This is a genomic window from Curtobacterium sp. MCJR17_043 (assembly GCF_003224315.2).
Lineage (GTDB): Bacteria > Actinomycetota > Actinomycetes > Actinomycetales > Microbacteriaceae > Curtobacterium.
Genome location: NZ_CP126259.1, coordinates 655,535 through 674,909, shown reverse-complemented (window position 1 = coordinate 674,909; position 19,375 = coordinate 655,535). Strand labels below are relative to the sequence as shown.

Annotated in this window: 12 protein-coding genes and 8 pseudogenes; 8 read left to right on the top strand and 12 right to left on the bottom strand. The window is 72.1% G+C overall.

The annotated features are described in order from the left end of the window. Positions 1 to 28 precede the first annotated feature (28 nt). On the top strand, positions 29 to 607 hold the full coding sequence (locus DEJ15_RS03560) for a MarR family transcriptional regulator (RefSeq protein WP_349814934.1): 579 nt from the start codon (positions 29 to 31) through the stop codon (positions 605 to 607). Positions 608 to 1,000: 393 nt separating this feature from the next. Here the strand turns inward: DEJ15_RS03560 and DEJ15_RS03555 are convergent. The 6 genes and pseudogenes from DEJ15_RS03555 to DEJ15_RS03530 form a co-directional block, all read right to left on the bottom strand. Beyond that, positions 1,001 to 1,702, bottom strand: a pseudogene (locus DEJ15_RS03555) (ROK family protein); the annotation flags it as partial. After that, positions 1,699 to 2,013: a MarR family transcriptional regulator gene (locus tag DEJ15_RS03550; RefSeq protein ID WP_284175618.1), complete on the bottom strand. Its 315-nt coding sequence runs from the start codon at positions 2,011 to 2,013 to the stop codon at positions 1,699 to 1,701. The gene DEJ15_RS03550 and the pseudogene DEJ15_RS03555, both read right to left, overlap by 4 nt. 134 nt (positions 2,014 to 2,147) lie before the next feature. Further along, positions 2,148 to 4,407 (bottom strand): annotated as a pseudogene (yicI, locus tag DEJ15_RS19335) (alpha-xylosidase). After that, a complete protein-coding gene (locus DEJ15_RS03540; protein WP_110825558.1) occupies positions 4,407 to 5,330 on the bottom strand; it encodes a carbohydrate ABC transporter permease in 924 nt (307 codons plus the stop codon). Before DEJ15_RS03540 ends, yicI begins: the two are co-directional and overlap by 1 nt. After that, the gene (locus tag DEJ15_RS03535) at positions 5,327 to 6,229 is read right to left on the bottom strand and encodes a carbohydrate ABC transporter permease (RefSeq protein ID WP_110891462.1); all 903 of its coding nucleotides are present in this window, start codon (positions 6,227 to 6,229) and stop codon (positions 5,327 to 5,329) included. Before DEJ15_RS03535 ends, DEJ15_RS03540 begins: the two co-directional genes overlap by 4 nt. A gap of 213 nt (positions 6,230 to 6,442) precedes the next feature. After that, positions 6,443 to 8,848 (bottom strand): extracellular solute-binding protein, encoded by a 2,406-nt coding sequence (locus DEJ15_RS03530; protein WP_284175617.1) that lies wholly within the window; start codon positions 8,846 to 8,848, stop codon positions 6,443 to 6,445. Between the two features lie 55 nt (positions 8,849 to 8,903). Here DEJ15_RS03530 and DEJ15_RS03525 point away from each other — a divergent pair, with 55 nt between their 5' ends. Together DEJ15_RS03525 and DEJ15_RS03520 are read left to right on the top strand one after the other, a co-directional pair. Next, positions 8,904 to 9,095, top strand: a complete 192-nt coding sequence (locus tag DEJ15_RS03525) for a hypothetical protein (RefSeq protein WP_284175616.1) — start codon at positions 8,904 to 8,906, stop codon at positions 9,093 to 9,095. 42 nt (positions 9,096 to 9,137) lie between these two features. Next, positions 9,138 to 11,040 (top strand): annotated as a pseudogene (locus tag DEJ15_RS03520) (ABC transporter ATP-binding protein). A 19-nt stretch (positions 11,041 to 11,059) separates the two neighbouring features. On the opposite strand, the pseudogene DEJ15_RS03515 reads toward DEJ15_RS03520, so the two are convergent. From DEJ15_RS03515 to DEJ15_RS03505, 3 pseudogenes are all read right to left on the bottom strand, one after another. After that, positions 11,060 to 12,143, bottom strand: a pseudogene (locus DEJ15_RS03515) (Gfo/Idh/MocA family protein). Beyond that, positions 12,140 to 12,788 (bottom strand): annotated as a pseudogene (locus tag DEJ15_RS03510) (ThuA domain-containing protein). The pseudogenes DEJ15_RS03515 and DEJ15_RS03510 overlap by 4 nt, the downstream one beginning before the upstream one ends. A gap of 100 nt (positions 12,789 to 12,888) precedes the next feature. After that, positions 12,889 to 14,083: pseudogene (locus DEJ15_RS03505) on the bottom strand (Gfo/Idh/MocA family protein). A gap of 268 nt (positions 14,084 to 14,351) precedes the next feature. Between DEJ15_RS03505 and DEJ15_RS03500 the strand changes: the two are divergent. Together DEJ15_RS03500 and DEJ15_RS03495 are read left to right on the top strand one after the other, a co-directional pair. Continuing rightward, on the top strand, positions 14,352 to 14,729 hold the full coding sequence (locus tag DEJ15_RS03500) for a hypothetical protein (protein WP_284175615.1): 378 nt from the start codon (positions 14,352 to 14,354) through the stop codon (positions 14,727 to 14,729). A gap of 51 nt (positions 14,730 to 14,780) precedes the next feature. Continuing rightward, positions 14,781 to 16,163, top strand: a complete 1,383-nt coding sequence (locus DEJ15_RS03495; RefSeq protein WP_181420209.1) for an FtsX-like permease family protein — start codon at positions 14,781 to 14,783, stop codon at positions 16,161 to 16,163. Between the two features lie 34 nt (positions 16,164 to 16,197). Here the strand turns inward: DEJ15_RS03495 and DEJ15_RS03490 are convergent, their stop codons facing one another. Further along, positions 16,198 to 17,046: a class I SAM-dependent methyltransferase gene (locus DEJ15_RS03490; protein ID WP_110825566.1), complete on the bottom strand. Its 849-nt coding sequence runs from the start codon at positions 17,044 to 17,046 to the stop codon at positions 16,198 to 16,200. 138 nt (positions 17,047 to 17,184) lie between these two features. On the opposite strand from DEJ15_RS03490, the gene DEJ15_RS03485 reads away from it, so the two are divergent. After that, positions 17,185 to 17,346, top strand: a complete 162-nt coding sequence (locus tag DEJ15_RS03485) for a hypothetical protein (protein WP_181419509.1) — start codon at positions 17,185 to 17,187, stop codon at positions 17,344 to 17,346. Between the two features lie 255 nt (positions 17,347 to 17,601). On the opposite strand, the pseudogene DEJ15_RS03480 reads toward DEJ15_RS03485, so the two are convergent. Next, positions 17,602 to 18,279: pseudogene (locus DEJ15_RS03480) on the bottom strand (substrate-binding domain-containing protein); the annotation flags it as partial. A gap of 103 nt (positions 18,280 to 18,382) precedes the next feature. Next, positions 18,383 to 18,538: pseudogene (locus tag DEJ15_RS03475) on the bottom strand (LacI family DNA-binding transcriptional regulator); the annotation flags it as partial. Between the two features lie 132 nt (positions 18,539 to 18,670). Between DEJ15_RS03475 and DEJ15_RS03470 the strand changes: the two are divergent. Next, positions 18,671 to 19,018 (top strand): hypothetical protein, encoded by a 348-nt coding sequence (locus DEJ15_RS03470; protein ID WP_284175614.1) that lies wholly within the window; start codon positions 18,671 to 18,673, stop codon positions 19,016 to 19,018. Then, entirely contained in the window at positions 19,015 to 19,350 is a 336-nt protein-coding gene (locus DEJ15_RS03465; RefSeq protein WP_284175613.1) for a TetR family transcriptional regulator C-terminal domain-containing protein, read from the top strand. The genes DEJ15_RS03470 and DEJ15_RS03465 overlap by 4 nt, the downstream gene beginning before the upstream one ends. Positions 19,351 to 19,375: the final 25 nt, after the last annotated feature.

Sequence of the window (19,375 nt, the reverse complement as noted above, 5' to 3'; positions counted from 1 at the left end):
CTGCTTCGAACTCGAAGCAACAGGTAGGATGGAGATCGTGCCGGAGACCCCACGCCCACTGACCACCGCGGAGCTGTCCGCCTACCTGTCCTTCACCGAGGTCAGCGCGCTGCTCCGCCCCGCGGTCGAGAAGCAGCTCAAGGACGTCGGAGCGCTCAGCTACGTGCAGTTCCAGCTCCTGGCCCGACTCGGTGACGCCCCGAGCGGGAGCCGGAGCATGACCGACCTCGCCGACGGCGTCGTCTACAGCCGGAGCGGGCTGACGTACCAGGCGCAGTTGCTCGACCAGCGCGGACTCGTGTCGCGGGCTGCCTCCCCCCGAGGACGAACGCCGGGTCGTCGTGTCGATCACCGACGCCGGCCGCGACGTCCTCGCCGCCGTGTTCCCCGGGCACATCGCACTCGTGCGGGAGCTCCTCTTCGCGTCACTGTCCGAGGCGGACACCGAGTCGCTCGCCCGCATCCTCGGACAGGTCGGGACGCGACTGCGCGAGGCACCTCCACGCTCCGCTGCCCCGCGGCGCCGCCGGTCCGCCTGACCCCGCGCCCGTCGGTGCCGGACGAGCCGCTCGGCGCACCCTGGGCACGGTCCAGCCGGACGGCGTAGCGTTCCCCGAGTCGCCCAGCCGGAAGGCACACGAGGGACCCTGACCTCGCGGAGCGACGACTCGCGCCTGCCACTCCCGGAGGCACGCGCTGGCCGTGGACGCCCGCCCCTGACCCGAACTGCGGCGGGCGTCCGCGGGTCCACCCGACCACGCGCGGATCGCGGGCGCCGCGCTCGCTCGCGCCGGGACTGCGGTCGCGTGCAGGCCGATCGACTCAGCCGGCCGCCGGGTCGGCGAGCAGTGCCGCGAAGGCCAGCTCGGCCGCTCCGCGGAACAGCACACTGCCGACGAGTTCGGCGGGCACGATCCGGAGGTCCTCCCCCCATCGCCGTCATCGTCTGCTCCCGCACGGCGTCCTCGAGGCGGGTCCCGACGTGGCGCAGGAGCGTGCCGAGGAACCCGCCGAGCACGACCACGTCGGGGTTGACCGTGTGCACGACGTTGCGGATCGCGACGGCGAGTGCGGTGACCTGCCGTTCGACGACCGCGCCGAGCTCCGGCCCGGGCCCGTCGGCGAGGACCTCCCCGAGCCGGTCGGCCTCGTCGATCCCGAGCCCCGCGGCGTCGAGCAGTGCCGCCTGGGACGCCTCGGTCTCCAGGCACCCGACAGCACCGCAGTGGCAACGGATGCCGTTGGCCGCGACGAAGGTGTGCCCGAGCTCGCCCGCGTACCCGTCGGTGCCGGTCAGCGGACGGCCGCCGGTGATGATCCCGCCACCGATGCCGCTCGCGCCGCCGTTGACGTAGACGACGTCGGTGGCGCCACGGCCGGCCCCGTACAGGAACTCGGCGGTGACACCGAGGTTCGCGTCGTTCGCAGCCCGGACCGGCAGCCCGGTGCGTTCCGTCAGCGGGGCGGCGAAGGCCTCGTCCCGCCAGGCCAGGTGCGGTGCGTACCGGACCACGCCGTCGTCGACGCGCACGATGCCGGGGACGGAGACGGCGACGCCCACCACCCGGCGGCCGGCGTCCCGTTGCCGTCCCGCAGCACCGGCGACGAGGTCGGTGGCGATGGTCAGCGCCTCGTCCGGGGTGGAGACGGTCGAGGTCCGGACGGTACGACGTTCGTGCTCGGTGCCGTCGAGACCGATCACGGCCAGCGTGACGGCGTCGATCTCGGGGACGATCGCGAGGGCGACGACCTCGGCGGACGCCGACACGGTCGCGCTCGGACGGCCGACGCCGGTCGCGGGCGGCGCGTCCCCCCCTCGACGACGAGGCCGAGCTCGACGAGTTCCCCGACGAGCGCGGCGACGGTCGACCGGTTCAGGCCGGTCTCACGGGTCAGTGCCGAGCGCGGCATCGGCCCGCCCTCGTGCACGAGCCGGAGGACCCGGGCGAGGTTGCGCCGCCGGACGACGTCCGTGGTGCGCACCGGACGGGAGGCAGTGCTCGCCTCCGTCATGTCCGCTCCGATCCGTCGTGGTCCCGTCAGCGTAGTGCGCCCGTCACCCCGGACCCGCGCTCAGCGACGGTCCTCGCGGCGGTCGCCACGAGGACTGTCGCTGAGCGCGGACGAAGGGTCCAGGCCCGCGCGGGTCAGCCGACGGAGCTGACCGTGCCGTCGGCGGCGTAGGCGACGTCGTACGTCACCGCACGGCCGTCCGGCGCCGTCACCACGACCGACCGGGCGCCGGCACCCGCGGAGCCCGGGAACGCCCGGAACTCGAGCGCCTCGTGGTAGTCGTGGTCCGGCCGGTCGGTGCGCGTGGACAGCGGGAGCACGGCACCCTCGCGGACCCACAGCGGCAGGGTGTCGAAGCCGTGCTGCTCACGCCGCCAGACCCCGCCGGTGACGACCTCGCCGGTGAACCAGTTCGTCCACGACCCCGCGGGCAACCAGTACTCGACCTCGCCCGACGCGCTGAACACCGGCGCGACGAGCAGGTCCGCGCCGAGCATGTACTGCCGGTCGCAGTACGCCGCGGTGGGGTCGTCCGGGAACGCCAGGGGCATCGGACGCATGACGGGGATGCCCCGCGCCGACGCCTCGAGCCCGGCCGCGTACAGGTACGGCATCAGCCGGAGCTTCAGCTCGGTGAAGATCCGCGTGACGTCGACGGCCTCCTCGTCGAACGCCCACGGCACCCGGTACGAGCTGCTGCCGTGGAACCGGCTGTGCGACGACAGGAGTCCGAACTGGACCCAGCGCTTGAACACGGCCGGGTCGGGCGTGCCCTCGAAGCCGCCGATGTCGTGCGACCAGAACCCGAAGCCGGACAGTGCGAGCGAGAGCCCACCGCGGAGCGTCTCGGCCATCGACGGGAACGACGAGGTGTTGTCGCCACCCCAGTGCACCGGCATCTGCTGGCCGCCGGCGGTGGCGGACCGGGCGAACAGGACGGCGTCGCCCTTCCCGCGGGTCTCCTCGAGCACCTCGAACACGGCCTGGTTGTACAGCTGCGTGTAGAGGTTGTGCATGCGCTCGGGGTCGCTGCCGTCGGCGTAGACGACGTCCAGGGGGGATGCGCTCACCGAAGTCGGTCTTGAAGCAGTCGACGCCCTGTTCGACGAGCGCGCGGAGCTTCGACTGGTACCAGGCGGTGGCCTCGGGGTTCGTGAAGTCGACGAGGCCCATGCCGGCCTGCCAGAGGTCCCACTGCCAGACGGTGCCGTCGGGGTTCATCACGAGGTAGCCGCCATCGACCGCCTCGTCGAACAGCGCCGACGCCTGGCCGATGTACGGGTTGATCCACACGCAGACCCGCAGGTCCTTGTCGTGCAGGCGTCCGAGCATGCCGGTGGGGTCCGGGAACACCCGGGGGGTCCCACTCGAAGTCGCACCAGGTGAACTCGCGCATCCAGAAGCAGTCGAAGTGGAACACCGAGACGGGCAGCTGGCGCGCGGCCATCTCGTCGACGAACGAGCTCACGGTCGCCTCGTCGTAGTCGGTCGTGAACGAGGTCGACAGCCACAGGCCGTACGACCACGCCGGCACGTGCGCCGGCCGGCCGGTGAGCGCGGTGTAGCGCTCGAGGACGGCCGCCGGGCTGCCCCCGCCGATGACGTGGAAGACGAGGGACTCCCCCCGGCACCGAGAACTGCACGCGCTCGACGGTCTCGGACCCGACCTCGAACGAGACGTGCCCGGGGTGGTCGACGAGCACGCCGTACCCGCGGTTCGTCAGGTAGAACGGCACGTTCTTGTACGCCTGTTCGCTCGACGTGCCGCCGTCGGCGTTCCAGATGTCGACGGTCTGCCCGTTCTTCACGAGGGGCCCGAAGCGCTCCCCGAGGCCGTAGACGAGCTCCCCGACGCCGAGGTCGAGCTGCGCGTGCACGAACGTGTCCGAGGCGGGGGGCGTCCGCGCCCTGGACCCGGGCGTTGCCGACGACCCCGCGCGACACCTCGGCGCCGGGCTCGAGCGTGACGTACCCGAGCGACTTGTGCCCGGAGCCGGTCAGCACCCGCCCCTCGGACAGGAACCGGAGGTCCCACGGGGCTCCGGGCGTGACGACGGCCGACAGGTCGCCGGAGGTGAGGGTCCCGACGCCGTCCTCGACCGTGACGGAGCCGTGCCCCGCCTCCTGGCCGACCAGGTCGAACGACAGCTCGGGTCGGCGACCACGGTGGTGCTCGACGCGGACGGTGACCACGCCCTCCATGGGGCTGGACAGCGAGACGGTGAGGGTCGGACGGTTGAGGGTGTCGCCCCGCGACGCGATGACCTTGGTCGGCGCCGTGACGACCAGGCGGTCGCCCTCCGGCGACTGCCGTGCGTCGATGTCGTACGCCTCGGCGGCGTACACGGGGTGGACTCCGGGCCTGAGCTGCCAGAACCCGTCGGTGAACTTCATTACTTGACCGCTCCTGCCGTGATGCCGCGCGCGAGCGTGCGCTGGAAGATGAGGAAGAACACGAGCGTGGGGATGAGCCCGAGCAGGGCCGAGGCGCTCGTGGTCGTGACGTCCATGAGCCGGTCGCCCTGCAGCAGGGAGATCGCGACGGGGACCGTCTGGTTGTCGTTGCTGACCAGGAAGGTCAGCGGGATGAGGAACTCGTTCCACGTCCAGATGAAGAAGAAGATGAGCAGGACCGACAGGGTCGGGCGGCTGATCGGGACGATGACCCGCCAGAGCACCCGCCAGCGACCCGCGCCGTCGAGCGCCGCGGCCTCGAGGATCTCCTTCGGGAAGGTGCCGTAGACGCTCGACAGCAGGTAGGTGCCGAACGCGGACTGGATCACCGTGAAGACGATGATGACGCTCCACACGTTGTCGTACAGCCCGATGCCCTTGAACATCATGTAGAGCGGGTAGAGCAGCACCTCCTGCGGCAGCATGTTCGCGAGCATGAACAGCACCACGATCCAGGTGCGGTAGCGGACCCGGCCGATGCCGATCGCGAACGCGTTGAGGATCGAGATGAGCACCGCGAGCAGCGCCACCATGCCGCTGATGAACACGCTGTTCCAGAGCTTCAGCGGGAAGTCGACCCGGTTCCAGAACGTCGTGATGCCGTCGAAGGACAGCTGGGACGGCCAGGCGAGCGGCCCGCCGGCGGCGTAGTCCGCGGGCGTCTTGAATGAGTTGAGCAGGATGAGCAGGAACGGCGCGGCGATGAGCACCGCGATGACGACCCCGCCGGCGAGCACGACCCAGTCGGCGGGCCGCTTGACCCCGCCTTCGCCCGGCCGCTTGCGCGGCTTCGTCGTCGGCCGGGAGGCCCGTCCTGCGTCCGCGGTCACGGTCGCCCTGGTGTCGGGTGCGGACACGGTCATCGTGCCTCCTCCTTGCGTTCGGCCCGGTTCTGGGCGGCGATGAACCCGATGGCGACGATGACGATGACGACCGTCAGGGCGGTGGCGATGGTCGCGCCGTAGCCGACCTGCTGCGCCTGGAAGAACTGGCTGTACGAGTAGTAGCTCGGCACGATGGTCGCGTTGCCCGGGCCGCCGCCGGTGAGGGCGTAGACGGGACCGAACACCTTGAGCGCCGCGATCGTGCAGGTGAGCACGACGACGAAGATCTCGGGCCGGATGATGTGGACGGTGATGGAGCGGAAGCGCTGGAACCAGTTCGCGCCGTCGAGTTCCGCGGCTTCGTAGAGCTCGGGGTCGACGCGCTGCAGGGCGGCCATGAACACGACGACCGGGTACCCGATCTGCACCCACACGAGCACGACCGCGACCGAGAGCAGTGCGGTGTCCGGGCTGCCGAGCCAGTTGTGCTGCAGACCGTCGAGTCCGACCGCGCCGAGCACCGCGTTGAGGGCGCCGTTCTCCGGGCGGAGGATCCACCCGATGACGATCGCGGCGATGACGGCCGGCAGGATCTGCGGGAGGTAGTAGGTGGCGCGGAGGAAGCTCGCGAGCTTGCCGCCGAACTTCTTGCCGATGACGTCGAACAGCGCGGCTGCGAGGACGAGGCCGAGGCTGGTCGGCACGATCACCATCGCGAGGATCATCACGATGCTGTTCCGGAACGAGATCCAGAACTGGCCGTCCGCCATGAGCCGGCGCCAGTTGTCGAGGCCGGTGAACTGCGGCGGCAGGATCCCGCGGTAGTTCGTGAACGACAGGTACACGTTCCAGCCGAGCGGCACGAGGATGATCGCCGCCAGGAGCACGAAGCCGGGCAGCAGGTAGAACCAGTAGCTGCCGCGGCCGGAGGCGGGCATGATCGCGCCGTCGTCGCGGCGGCGGGGGGCGGGGGACGCGGCCGCGGAGCGGCGCGAGAGGAGGACTGGACGCCATCGTCGGGCTTCCCTTCCGGGGAGGTGGGGGGTCGTGCGGGATGAGGGGGGCCGGGAGGCGCGGTGCGGGTCGGGCCGGCACCGCGCCTCCAGGCAGGTGGTCACGTCAGCGACCGTGGTGGTCCGAAGACCCGCGGGTCAGCCGGTGACGGCCTTCACGCCGTCGGCGTACTGCTGCCCGAGTTCCTCGTTGACCTGCTTGGGCGAGCTGCTGCCGTTCAGGACGCTCTGCAGACCGGCGTTCAACTGGTCGTAGAAGGTCGAGGTGGGCCAGTCGGGGTAGAACGCCAGACCGTCACGCTCGGTGAGCGTGTTGAAGTTGGCGATGAGTTCCTTGCTCTTCTCGTCCGTGATGTCGGACTCGGTCGCCGCGACCGGGACGCCACCGTTGTTGCCGATGATCGCCTGCATCTCCGGACGGAGCGTGATGTCGATGAACTCCTCGGCGAGCGTCTTGTTCTTCGCCTTGGTCGGGACGACCCAGAGGTTGCCCGACGAGCCGGGCGACATCTCTGCGCCGGGGTAGAGGAACGTGCCCCAGTCCTGCTTCATCTCGGTGCCGAAGCGGCCGTACCACCACGAGCCGGAGAAGAACATCGGGTACTTGCCGCTGATGAAGGCGGTGCCCGCGTCCTCCGCCTTCATGCCGGTGGCGTCGGCGGAGATGTAGCCCTTGTCGGTCCAGTCCTTGATCGTCTTCGTGGCGTAGCTGATCTGCTCGTCCGAGAAGTCGACGGGGTTCTTGTACAGCTGGTAGTCGTCGACCCAGTCCCGGTCGGCCTTGGTCAGCGCGAGCTGGTACCAGAGCTGGCCGAGCGGGTACTCCGCCGCGGACTCGGCGAGCGGCGTGACGCCCTTCGACTCGAAGGTCGCCATGGCCTTCTCGAGGTCGGCCTCGGTCTTCGGGACCTCGACGCCGTACTCCTCGAAGAGCTCCTTGTTGTAGTAGAACTCGACGTACTCGCCGTAGTCGGGCACGCCGTACCAGGAGCCCGAGCCCATCACGCCCTTCTCGTCGTACCGGGCCGTGGTCTGCAACGACTTCGCGAGCTTGTCGTCCCAGCCGTACTTCTCCACGGCGTCGTCGAGCGGGCTGAGCAGGCCCTGGCTGGCGAGCAGGCCAGCCGTGGCGTTGCCCTTGTTGTACTCGATCAGGTCCGGGGCCTGGTCGGAGTTGAGCGACTGGCTGGCCGTCTTCCGGATCTGCTCGAAGCTCTTCTCCTGGAACTCGACCTTGGCGCCGGTCTCCTTCTCGAAGACCTTGATCGACTCCTTCCAGGCCTTGCCCATGGCGGAGTCCTCGGACTCGAAGTGCCAGAGCTTCAGGGTCTTGCCGTCCTCGTTGCTGCGGTCGTCGGCGCTCCCGCCGGCGGAACAGCCGGTGAGGACGACGGCGGTCGCGGCGAGCCCGGCGAGTGCGCCGAGCAGGCGTGACTTCTTCATGTCGCTACTTCCTTGTAGGGGGGATGAGGCTGGTTCGGTTGTCGAAGCGCTTCGACGACGGACCGTCGAAAGCGCCTTTGAGCGATGCCGGTCAGTGCACCGGTCGGATGGACCCGCGGTCGATGAACCGCGGTCGGAGGAGCGTGACGCCCGGTTCACGGGCACCGTCGACCTGACGGACGGCGCCCTCCACGGCACCGCGACACATCTCCTCGAGCGGGAGGGGGGATGGTGGACAGGGGGGACCTCGAGCACGTCGGTGTCGTAGCTCGCGCACGCGGCGAGGACGGACACGTCCTCCGGGACGCGGACGCCCCGGGACACGAGGTGGGCGAGGACGGCCTCGACGACGGGCTCGTTGCAGTGGAACACGAGCGCCGTCATGTCCGGCAGACCGGCGAGCAGCTCGTCCGCCGCACGGCGCTGGTCGGCGCGGTCGAGGGACGGGTAGAGCGCCAGCGTGGCGACGCTGGCGGCGCGGCACTCGTCCTCGAAGGCGTCGGCGAAGCGGCGGATGAAGCCGGTGTGCCGTTCGACGTACGTGGCCGGGTGCCCGATGACCCCGATGCTGCGGTGCCCGGCGGCGGCCAGCTGGCGGACGGATGCCCGTCCGGCCTCGGCGAAGTCCAGGTCGATGCACGTCAGCCCGGTGGTGTCGCCCGGGACACCCACGAACGAGGCCGCGGCACCGGATCGGCGGACGACCTCGGCGCGCTCGTCGTCCGTGGACACCCCGAGCACGACCACGCCGTCCACCAACGAGCTGTCCACCACGCGGCGGATGCCGGTGACCTCGTCGTCGCGGGCGAGCAGGAGCACGTCGTCGTCGTGCGCCCGAGCAGCCTCGACGACCGCTGTGACGAAGCGCATGTGCGTCGGCAGGTGCGCGTCCTCCCGGATCGGGGCGGACAGGGCGAGGATGTTCGTGCGGGCCCCGGCGAGCATCCGGGCGCCGGCGTTCGGACGGTAGTCGAGCTCGGCGACGGCCTGGTCGATGCGTGCCCGGGTCGTGGCGGAGATCGCGCGCTTGCCGGAGAGGGCGTAGGAGACGGTCGAGATCGACACGCCCGCGGCCTTCGCCACCTCGTGGATCGTCACCATCTGCGCACCTCCTCGTGCCGGTCGTCGTCGGGCGCGGGCCGCCGTCAAAGGGCTGGTGAAGCGCTTCGACGAGCTCGCGACGGCGACGCTAACAGCGTCGAAGCGCTTCGCGCAAGCATCCGTCGGCCTCGCGGACGAATGGAGCGCGCCACGGGGCCGCGAACTCATGGGCTGCGTGCTCCTGCCGCCCGCGCCGTATCCTGACTGCGTGCTCGCCGCCGCTGGGGGAGGCCCCGAGCTCGGGTGACCCCGACCCGTTCGTCGGCCTGCCGCCACGGAAGGAACTGCGATGAGCATGGAGAGCGCGGCCTGGAGCTCGCTGTACAAGATCTCGACCGCCAAGAACGGCGAACACGGCTTCTCGCGTGAGTCGGTGCGGCGGATCCTGACGTTCGCCGTGCCCTACCGGGCCAAGCTCGTCGTCTTCATCGCCCTCTCCGTCGTGGGAGCCGTGCTCGCCGTGGCGACGCCGGTGCTCGCCGGCCGGGTGGTCGACGTCATCGTCGCCCGGGGCGCGGTCGCCACGATCGTCTGGCTCGCCGTCGTCATCGCGCTCGTGGCGGTGGGCGACGCCGTCGTGTCACTCGTGACGCGCTGGTACTCGGCGCGGATCGGCGAAGGCGTGATCCTGGACCTGAGGACTGCCGTCTTCGACCACGTGCAGAAGATGCCGATCGCGTTCTTCACGCGCACCCGCACCGGCGCCCTCGTGAGTCGCCTGAACAACGACGTGATCGGCGCGCAGCAGGCCTTCAGCGGCACGCTCTCCGGCGTGGTCACGAACCTCGTGGCACTGGTCCTCACCCTGTCCGTCATGCTCAGCACGTCCTGGCTCGTGACGGTGCTCGCGGTGGTCATGCTCCCGGTCTTCCTGATCCCCGCGCGCCGCATGGGCAGCCGCCTGGCCGCGTTGCGCCGGGAGGCCGCCGACCACAACTCCGCGATGAGCACGCAGATGACCGAGCGGTTCTCGGCACCCGGGGCCACGCTCGTCAAGCTGTTCGGCCGCCCCGACGAGGAGTCCGAGGAGTTCCGCGTGCGCGCCGCCCGTGTCCGCGACATCGGGGTCCGGACCGCGATGCTGCAGTTCGTCTTCGTCACCGCGCTGACGCTCGTGTCCGCCCTCGCCCTCGCCCTCGTGTACGGGCTCGGCGGCTTCCTGGCGCTCGCCGGCCAGCTCGACACCGGCGCGGTGGTCACCCTGGCGCTCCTCCTCACCCGTCTGTACGTGCCGCTGACCAGCCTCGCGAACGCTCGGGTCGAGATCATGAGCGCGGTGGTGAGCTTCGAGCGGGTCTTCGAGGTCCTCGACCTCGAACCGCTCATCCGCGAGCAGCCCGACGCGGTCGCCGTCCCCGACGGTCCCGTGGCCGTGGAGTTCGACGACGTCCACTTCGCCTACCCGTCCGCCGACAAGGTGTCCCTCGCCTCCCTCGAGGAGGTCTCCACGCTGGACACCCGTGGCGGCGAGGAGGTGCTGCACGGCGTGTCCTTCCGGATCGAGCCCGGACAGACCGTCGCCCTCGTCGGGACCTCCGGTGCCGGCAAGTCCACGATCGCGCAGCTCCTCGCGCGCCTGTACGATGTCGACAGCGGCGCCGTCCGGCTGGGCGGGACCGACGTCCGCGACGTCACGTTCGCCTCGATGCGGCACACCCTGGGCATGGTGACCCAGGACGGCCACCTCTTCCACGAGACCATCGGCGCCAACCTGCGCCTGGCGCGGCCGGAGGCGTCCGACGACGAGGTGTGGGACGCCGTCCGCCGAGCGCGGCTCGAGCCGCTCATCCGGTCCCTGCCGGACCAGCTGGACACGATGGTGGGCGAGCGTGGGTACCGGCTGTCCGGGGGGTGAGCGCCAGCGGATGACCATCGCCAGGCTCCTGCTCGCCCGACCGCGCGTCGTGATCCTCGACGAGGCGACGGCCGCGCTGGACTCCACGTCCGAGGCCGCGGTGCAGGCTGCGCTCAGCGAGGCGCTCGACGGCCGGACGGCGATGGTCATCGCCCACCGCCTCTCCACCATCCGCAGCGCCGACATGATCCTCGTCGTCGAGGACGGCTCCGTCGTGGAGCGCGGGACGCACGAGGAACTGCTGGCGGCGCGTGGGCGGTACGAGGAGCTGCACCGGACCCAGTTCGCGGTGCAGGAGGACATCGCGGCGGAACCTCAGGCGGCGAACCCGACCTGATCGCCGTCCGTCCGCCGCGCTACCTGAGTGGGACCGGTGCCGGCCGGGAGGCACGGCTCGCGACGTCGACGACGGCGTGCGTCCGCCCCGCGGTCGCGATGGACTCCATGACGTCGAGCACGTGGAACGCCAGCGCACCGGAGGCCCGGTGCTCCTCCCCCCGACGCGATCGCCCGCGCCATGTCCGCCAGGCCCACACCGCGACCGGCGTCCCGGTGGCCCGCGAGTTCCGGCAGCTCCCGGAACGTCCGGTCCTCGGCCGTGGCGATCCTGGTCGGGTCCGAGAACCGGTTCGGGTCGGCGACCGACAGCGAACCGGCGGTGCCGTGCACCTCGAACAGCGGCGCCTCGGTCGCCCAGACCTCGAACGACACCGTCATCGTGGAGACGACCCCGCCCTCGTGCTCCAGGACCGCGACGACGTGGGTGTCGACGTCGACCGGCAGGACCCGGCCGGCGTCCGGGCCGGTGGCGACCGTGCGCTGCCGGGTCGACCGGGTCGTGCTGCCGCTGACGCGCACCACGGAGCCGAAGAACGTGACGAGGCTCGTCAGGTAGTACGGGCCCATGTCGAGCAGCGGGCCGCCGCCCGGCTGGTAGTAGAAGCCGGGTGCGGGGTGCCAGAGCTCGTGGCCGGGTGCGCTCCACGACACCGCCGCCCCGACCGGTGTGCCGATGTGCCCCTCGTCGAGCGCCGCACGGGCGGTCTGGACGCCGGTGCCGAGGACGGTGTCCGGCGCGCTGCCGACCCGGAGACCCGCGACCTCGGCAGCGGCCAGGACGGGAGCGGCCTCGGCGGTGCTCAGCGCCAGGGGCTTCTCCCCGTAGACGTGCTTGCCCGCGGCGAGCGCCCGGAGCGCTACATCGGCGTGCGCGGCGGGGATCGTCAGGTTGAGGACGACGTCGACGTCATCGGACGCGAGCAGCTCGTCGACCCCGAGCGCCTGCACGCCCTGCTGGGCAGCGACAGCAGCCGCTCGTTCGCTGTCGAGGTCGGCGACCGCGGTGAGCCGGAGGTCGGGCAGCGACGGGAACTGCTCGAGGTACTGCTTGCTGATGGTGCCGACGCCGACCATGCCGACGCGCAGGGGGGCGGCGCTCATCGGGCGGCCCACAGCAGACCGCGCTCGATGATCGTGCGGACCGGCTGCGACTCGACGATCTCGATGCGGTGCCCGGGTGCCGAGACGAAGACCCGCCCCTTCCCCCCACTGCCGTGTCCAGATGGCCGGCGAGGTCACCGGACGGTTCCAGGCGTCCCAGCTCCGCGCCTCCTGGGTGGTGGTCGCGAGGACGTCGTCGTACTCGTCGCTGAGCACCCAGTACTGCTCGCTGACCAGGTAGAAGTCGTCGATGCCCTGCGTGATCGGGTGCTCGCGACCGAGGTCGGTCATGTGCACCGTGTACGGGATGTAGTTGTCCGACTGCTCACCCACCCGCTCGGACGGGTGCTTGCCCGCGTGGTGGGCGAACTGGCCGCCGATCATGTGGAGGTAGTCGGCGTTGGCCCGGTACGAGTCCGCGATGCCGCCGTGCCACCCCGCCATCCCGGTGCCGGCGAGGACCGCCCGCTGCAGACCGGCGAACTCCTCGTCGGCGATCGTCGACATCGTGTTCACCTGCACGACCAGGTCGGTGGCGTCCATGACCGCCTGGTCGGCGTACACCGCGGTGCCCTCCTCGACGCGGACGTCGAAGCCGTTGTCGCGGAGGAACGGGATGAAGAGCTCGGTGGTCTCGACGGGCATGTGCCCGTCCCAGCCGCCGCGGACGACGAGTGCCTGGCGTTGCACGGGAGGTGCTCCTTGCGGATCGGGGGGAAGGGTCGGTCATCGGGTGGGGGGCGGGTCATCGGGCCGTGACGGGGGTCCACGCACTGCCGTCGGCGGCGCTCCGCTGCACGGCATCGAGGACGTCCTGCACGTGCAGCCCGACGGCGAAGGACGGCTCGGGCTGCTGCCCGGTGGTGATCGCGGTCACGAAGTCGACGACCTCGTGCACGAAGGTGTGCTCGTACCCGATCGTGTGTCCGGTCGGCCACCAGTTCGCCATGTACGGGTGCTCGGGCTCGGTGACGAGCACCCGCCGGAAGCCCTGCTCCCCGGCGGGGGCGGTCGCGTCGTACACGCGGAGCTCGTTCATCGCCTCGAGGTCGAACACGATCGCGCCCGTGGACCCGCTGATCTCGATCGTCAGGCCGTTCTTCCGCCCCGTCGCGTACCGGGTGGCCTCGAACGAGGCGACGGTCCCGCCCGGCCGCGCCGCGCCTCCCGTCAGTCGGCCGAGGAACCAGGCGGCGTCGTCGACGGTGACCTGTCCGCGCTCCTCGGAGGCGGTGCCGGACAGTCCGACGCCGTCCGCGAGCAGCGGTCGCTCGTGCACGAAGGTCTCGAGCGTCCCACTCACCGCGCCGAGGGTCGCACCGGTGATGTGTTCGACCAGGTCCACGGCGTGCGCGCCGATGTCCCCGAGCGAGCCGGACCCGGCGAGCGCGGCGTCCAACCGCCACGTCATCGGCCCGTCCGCGTCGGTGAGCCAGTCCTGCAGGTACAGCGCCCGCGCCTGACGGACCTCGCCGATCCGGCCGGCCCGCACGAGCCGGCGGGCGAACGCGAGCGCGGGGACCCGGCGGTAGCTGAAGCCGACCATCGAGCGCACCCCGCGTCCCGCGGCGGACTCCGCGGCGGCGACCATGGCCTCCGCCTCGGCGACGGTGTTGGCGAGGGGCTTCTCGCACAGGACGTGCTTGCCGGCCTCGAGGGCCGCGATCGCGACCTCGACGTGCGACGACCCGGGCGAGCAGACGTCGACGACGTCGATGTCCGGGTCCTCGACCACGCGCCGCCAGTCCGTCTCCGCGCGCTGCCAGCCGAAGCGGGCACGGGCGGCCTCGGTGCGTTCCGGGTCGCGCCCGACGACGACCGTCATCTCGGGCTCGCGGTCGAGCGGGAAGAACCGCGGCGCGACCCGCCACGCCTGCGAGTGCGCGGCCCCCCATGAAGCCGTGGCCGATCATCGCGACCCGCAACCGGTCGTCCGTCATCGCATGCTCCCTCGCATCGTGCGTCCGCCGTCGACGCTAGGGACCGGCGGGTGCGCGGGACAAGCCGGACGGGAGGATCGGAAAACTTTCGTGGGCGGGTCACGCGGCACGTGGTCGCGCGGATGTCATCCCGGAGGAGCACGCCGGTCCTCCGCTGCGCCGATCCCGGCGGCCCTCCCCCGACCGGTTGGATCGGTGCAACGACGAAGGCACACCGTGTCCCGAACCCCCCACCAAGCCCCTCACGATCGCCGCGCTCGCCCTCTGCGTGGTCTCCCTGACCGGGTGTTCCGCTCTGAGCGACACGCTCCACGACGAGGTCACCGGTCATGCGGAGACCCGCGCGGACCTGACGAACGCCCCGGAGTGGATGCCGTCGGACGCGACGGACATCACCTCGGTCACCGGGACGGGCGCGGAGGACGCGTCGGAGGCGCCGAAGACGATCGTGTTCACCAGTCCGGCCGGTGTGGCCGCGGACGGCTGCGACACCGTGCCGAGGAAGTCGGCTCCGGTCATGACCGTCCCCGAGGCCCCGGACGTGTACGCCGCGGACACCGTCGTCCGGTGCGGGGACTGGTCCCTGGCGGCGAAGGGGCACCGCTGGGTCGCCTGGACGCCGAACACGGGCGACGGCGCGTCCTGACCATGTCCCGTCATCGCGGCCGACCGGCTCGTCGTCGGCCCCCCCAGCTGGATGCGCGTCCGCGTCGAGAGCCGCTCGACGGTGGCGGTCGCCGCCCTGTCCGCCGGACTCGGAGCCCTCGTGGTGACCGGTTCCGAGGCGGCGCAACGGATCGTCGAACTCGGACGGCGCACCGGCGAGAGCGCGACGGTCGCGGCGATCCTGCCGGTCGTGGCATGGGTGTTCATCGCGATCGCGCTGTACGTCAGCGCCGTCGTCGCGTCGAACACCTGCGCGACGGTGATCGCCGGTCAGACCCGCTCCCTGGCCCTGCAGCGTGTCCTCGGCGCCACCGGCGTCAAGCTCCGGCGGCAGGTCACGGGCGTCGGCCTCACCTGCGGCGTCCTCGGCGCCCTCGTCGGGGTCGTCGCGGGCACGGTCGTCGCCAACGGCGTGCTCGCCCTCGCGGCGGCCACGTCGGTGCTCCCGCCGCTCGGGTGGTTCCTGCCGCCGGCGTCTGGACCGATCGCCGCGCTCGTCGCGGCCATCACGACGATCGCGTTCCGCATCGGCTCCCGCGACGTCCTCACGATCCCACCGCTGCGGGCGCTCGACGCCGCCGTCGAACCCCTGCCCGGCGAGGCACCCACCAGGACCCGGAGTGTCGTGGCGGTCGTGTTCTTCCTGGCCGGTGCCGCGGGCATCGGTGTGGCGTTCGTGCTCGGTGCCACGACCGTCGGTGCGCTCCTGCTCGCGGTGACGAGCGGGGCCCTGTCGTTCACCGGGGTCGTCATCGCGTCCCCGGTGCTCCTGCCGGCCGTCCTCCGCCTCGCCGTGTCGGCGACCGCGCACAGCGTCATCGCGTCGATGGCCGCCCGGAACTCGCTCCGAGCCCCGAGACGCACGGCCCGAGCGACGGTCGGCCTCGTCATCGCGGTGACGCTCATGTCGACCTTCTCGGTCGGGTTCGCCACCTACGCCACCATGCTGCAGCGCCAGGCAGCCGGTGATCCGGTCTACTACCGCGACATCCAGACCCAGTTCGACCAGCTCGCGGTCATGTTCGCGGGACTCGTCGGTGCCGCGGGGATCATCGCGGCCGCCGGGGTGGTCGCCGTGACGGCACTGACGATCGCGCAGCGCAGCCGGGAACTCGGGCTCCTCCGGGTGGTCGGTGCGACGGCGCGACAGATCCGGTCGCTCGTCCTCGTCGAGACCGCCATGACGATCGCCATCGCCGTCGTGCTCGGGGTCGCCCTGGGCACGGCGTACGGGTGGGCCGGCGCCTACACGCTGCTCGGGGCGACGAACGGTGCGGTGCTCGTCGGGCCGACGGTGCCCGCGTGGCTCCTCGTCGTCGTGCTCGCCGGCGCGACCGGCACGGGCCTGGCCGCCGCACTCGGGCCGGCCGCCCGGGCCGTGCGGGGCACGCCGGTCACGGCGCTCCGCGGGTGAGGCACCGCGGCCTGCACCGCTCCCCGTCGCCGGGTCAGTCGCGGGTGGCGACGATCGTGTAGGTGGTCGGGATGCGGTCGCGGTCCTGCTCCGGCCACGTCCACGATCCGTCGCCGGTCTCCTCCATGCGGGAGCTGAAACGCCACGGCAGGGTCCGGCCCTCGTCGAGTCGACGGAGCCGGAGTCCTGCGCCGAGCAGGGCGTTCACGATCTCGGACAGCGGGTGCGGCCACTCGTACGTGCGGGGCTGCGACACGGTCCCGTCGCCGGCGTAGGTGGTCGCGTCCTCCCACTGCTGGGCGGTCCCGTCCGGGAAGTACCGGTGGCGGGTGACGAGCTCGTCGGCGTCCTCGTCCAGGGCGTACAGCGCCGGGTGGCCGTCGCGGATGAAGAACACCCCGCCGGGTCGCAGGAGTGCAGCCACCTGGGCGGCCCACCGGTCCAGGTCGGCCAGCCAGCAGATCGTGCCGATGCTCGTGTAGACGACGTCGAAGTCACCGGTCACCGCGGCGCGGGCGTCGAGGACGTCGGACTCGACCCACGTGACGTCGACCCCGGACCGCTCGGCCAGCACCGCCGCCGACACGAGCGCCGGGTGCGAGAAGTCGACGCCGGTCACGCGCGCTCCCTCCCGCGCGAGCGAGACGGTGTCGGTGCCGATGTGGCACTGCAGGTGGCAGACGTCCAGGCCGTCGAGGGACCGGCCGGGGAGCCAGGGCGTGAGCGCCGGCAGGTCCTCGCGGACGACGACCGACCGGTGGGCCGGGTCGGCGAAGGCGTCGCGCGCGTAGGCGCCCTCGTGGATCGGCACCCGGTCGTCCCAGTTCGCGCGGTTCGTGTCGCGGGCGTGCTCCCAGTCGACGTCGACGTGGTCCATGCTCATGCGCCCGACCCTACCGAGCAGGGCGGTCGCTCTCGACGGACCTCCGGACCGGGTCGGACGCCATCCGTGACGGAACGCCCTCCGAACACGTCATGAGGAGAGAGCCGGGCGACGGACCCGGACGACTGGAGGACATCGATGGCCGACCCGATCCCGACCGAGGACCGCTGCCCGAGCGTGTTCGACCGGTGGCGCTGTGGGCTCCCGCAGGGCCACGGCGGACTGCACGCGTGGACGGACGCACGCGGTCGGACGACCTGGAACGACACCGCTCAGGGCCGCCGGCTGCCGGACCTGTGAGCACCGGACGCGGCTCCCGCGGTGCCGCGTCGACCGGTCACCCCACCTGCGCGGCCCGCGCCGGCCGTCAGCGTCGGACGGGAGGCGCGTCCCGGGTCCCGGGACCGGGTGCGGCCGTGGAGTCGCGCACCACGAGCGCCGTCGCGAGTTCGACCCGGACCGGCCCGTCGTCGAGGTCCCCCCACCGGCTCGGTCGCGCCCCCCCGCGTGCTGGCGGAGCGCCATCCGTGTCGCCCGCTGGGCCATCTCCTGCAGTGGCTGCCGGATCGTCGTCAACGCCGGACGTGCCCACCGTGCCGGTGCCACGTCGTCGAACCCGACGACCGACAGGTCCTCGGGCACCCGCAGGCCGGACGCCCGAGCGGCGTCGAGCACGCCGAGGGCCTGCAGGTCGTTGCCCGTCACGATCGCGGTCGGTCGGGGCGCCGTCGCGAGGAGCACACGGGCTGCGCGCTCGCCGTCCGCGCGGCTGAAGTCGGCGACGACGACGTGCCCGGCCGCCCCGTCGTCGACCGCAGCCGTCCCGGCGGAGGTGGTCCGGGCCTCCCGTCCGGCCGCGGCGAGCGCCGCGCGGTGACCGGCCAACCGGTCCGCGGCGCAGCGCATGTCGAGGGGCCCGGCGATCGCGGCGATCCTGCGGTGCCCGAGGTCGAGCAGGTGCTGCGTCGCGGCCGCTCCCCCCGGCGGTGTTCGTCGCGCCGACCACGGGGACGTCGGCGGGCGGGTCGCCGACGGGGTCGACGACCGTGAACGGGATGCCCCGCGCGCGGAGCTGGTCGCGTCGGCCCGCGGTGAGGGCGGAGAACTGCAGGACGACCGCCACCGGGCGGCGGTGCAGCACGCCGGTGATCCAATCCTCGCCGACGGCGTGGTCGGGGCCGAGCGCGGAGAGGGACAGCGCGTAGCCGTGCTCCCGGGCGACCTGCGCGACACCGCGGACGATCTCGATCGACCACTCGCTGGCCAGGTCCTCGACGACGAGCTCGACGAGGGACCCGGGCTCGGGCGGACGGTCCCGCTGGGCGTAGCCGGAGGCGGCGAGCAGGTGTTCGACGCGCTCCCGGGTCGGACCGGAGACACCGGGGCGGCCGTTCAGGACCTTCGACACGGTGGCGAGCGAGACCGAGGCCCGGCGGGCGATCGTCCCGAGGGTCGGCCGCGAGCCGGACCCGCCCGCAGCGTCGACGCCCATGCAGGGAGTATCGCAGCACGCGCAGTCGCTGCCCCGCCTACTGGGGCAGGCACCACCGCGGGGACCTTCGCCAGACTGATGGTGCACAGCCCCGTCCATCCCTGGGGGGCCGAACGACGAACCGAGGCTGCGATGACCACCGATGCCCGCTCCGCCGACAGCGCCACCGGCACGGGGACCGCGGAGGACGAGCGCCTCGAGCAGGCACGCCTCCGCATCCGCATCGCCGAGGCCGCCATCGAACTCATCCGCACCGGCGACAGCCTGCACCTGACCGGTGACGCCGTCGCGGCCCAGGCCCGGATCGCCCCGGAACTGGTGCAGCGCGAGTTCCCGACGTGGGAGAGCCTGCTCGCCGTCGCCGTGATGCGGTGGCACGAGGTCCGCCTGCGGCCGCTGCTGGAGCACGCCACGGGGGGACGGAGCCGTCGCGTTCCTGGAACGCCTGATCGCGGCGAACCTCGCCGACCCCCCGCATGATGCGCCTGCTGGTCAGCAGCTTGACCGCGGGCGCGGACCCGCTGAACCCGGCGGCGCCGTTCTACCGGAACCAGTACGAGGCCTTCCACCGCACGGTCCGGCAGCTGTTGGACAGCGACGTCGCCACCGGACGGGAAGCGGCGTCGGTCGACACCGGGAGCGCCGCCGTGCAGCTGCTCGCCCTGTACGAGGGACTGCAGCTGCAGGGCATGCTCCGGCAGGGCCTCGACGTCCTGGCGGCGTTCCGGACGGCGACGACGGAGCTGCGCCGTGGCTGGGCCCTGCGCGGGCCGGTCGCCGGCGGTGGACTCGACGGCGTCTACGACCTCTGACGCCCGGCCGGGAGGCGCAGGGCGG